Source organism: Microcystis sp. M53598_WE2, assembly GCF_030067735.1.
Lineage (GTDB): Bacteria > Cyanobacteriota > Cyanobacteriia > Cyanobacteriales > Microcystaceae > Microcystis > Microcystis aeruginosa.
Genome location: NZ_JASJFE010000688.1, coordinates 1 through 1,063, shown reverse-complemented (window position 1 = coordinate 1,063; position 1,063 = coordinate 1). Strand labels below are relative to the sequence as shown.

Annotated in this window: 2 protein-coding genes; both read right to left on the bottom strand. The window is 39.8% G+C overall.

Annotated features, from left to right (window positions below):
* Positions 1-23: 23 nt before the first annotated feature.
* Positions 24-533 carry a PIN domain-containing protein gene (locus tag PX636_RS14015; protein WP_288117619.1) on the bottom strand — a complete coding sequence of 170 codons (510 nt, stop codon included), beginning with the start codon at positions 531-533 and terminating at the stop codon, positions 24-26.
* Positions 530-775 (bottom strand): UPF0175 family protein, encoded by a 246-nt coding sequence (locus PX636_RS14010; RefSeq protein WP_002748168.1) that lies wholly within the window; start codon positions 773-775, stop codon positions 530-532. The genes PX636_RS14015 and PX636_RS14010 overlap by 4 nt, the downstream gene beginning before the upstream one ends.
* Positions 776-1,063 lie beyond the last annotated feature (288 nt).

Here is a 1,063-nt window from a genome sequence, read left to right as displayed (position 1 = left end):
AAATACCATAAATACCCCTTCATTCAATCTTGAGGGGGTTTATTTTTTTCTTCATCAACCATCTGTAAAACACTGCTGTATAAAGGTGCAGCCACCCAAAATCCTGCTTGATTGATCAAAGCGTCTAGCAAGGGTTTCACCTTAGAGATTAACCCTCGATTCTTCGCCTCAACTAAAATGCCCAGAATTCCTGTGTATCGAAGATTAAGTCTAGCAGCAATTCTACGACCACGACGCTCATCAATCAAAACTTGATCTGCTCCCAACTCAAGTGCTAAAGCAATAGCCTCAGCTTCTCCCTTATCTAGTTCATCAGCAAGAGCTTTAATCACTGTGCGGTTAGTTACCGTTCGAGTTTGAATCCAATCTAAGGTTTGTACCTCTATTGAACCTGCTACCAGAAAATCAGGCTCAGTTAATTCTCGATAAACTGCTTCGGGAATAAAAACTATTTGGTAAAGTTGTTGTAGCAGATGAAGTTGATTAATGGCGGCAAGATTGTTGATAGGGGATGTATCACTGACAACAATCACAATCTTCCCATCTCCCGCAAGTTCTTAATATCCTGTTCAAAATCTTCGACATCGTAGTGTACCGGAATTTGACGACTTGCAAGTAGGTGTTGAAAAGCAATACGATTCATTCCTGCAAATCGACTCGCTTGAGCAAGGGTGAGCTTCTCTTTTTGAAAGAGCATGACCGCAATTTCCTGCCTCATCTCAGCTTCAGTCATGCGTGTGGCACTGAGAATTTCATCGGAGATATCAATACTCATAGCTATAACCCTATCTATCCCTTCCTATTGGAATAATATCATAACCCCGTTCATTTAGTCAGTTGAGCAGGTTTATTTTTTGCGTCTCTTCCTCTTACACATTTTACACATTAAGAATCAGTTTTATGCTATTGAGTTATGAGTTATGGGAGCATCTCACTTACGCGATAAGTAATTATACTTAGCCTAAAAGCCACTCTTAATCGTGTCTTGGAACGAAATAGAGGCTTTTAAAGACTGCGTACATGGAGAATTAAAACAAGAATTACCCTCGAAAAGCCTATTTTT

Excerpts from the sequence above, each read along its gene's own strand:
- PX636_RS14010 (WP_002748168.1), bottom strand. The coding sequence starts at position 775 with ATGAGTATTGATATCTCCGATGAAATTCTCAGTGCCACACGCATGACT.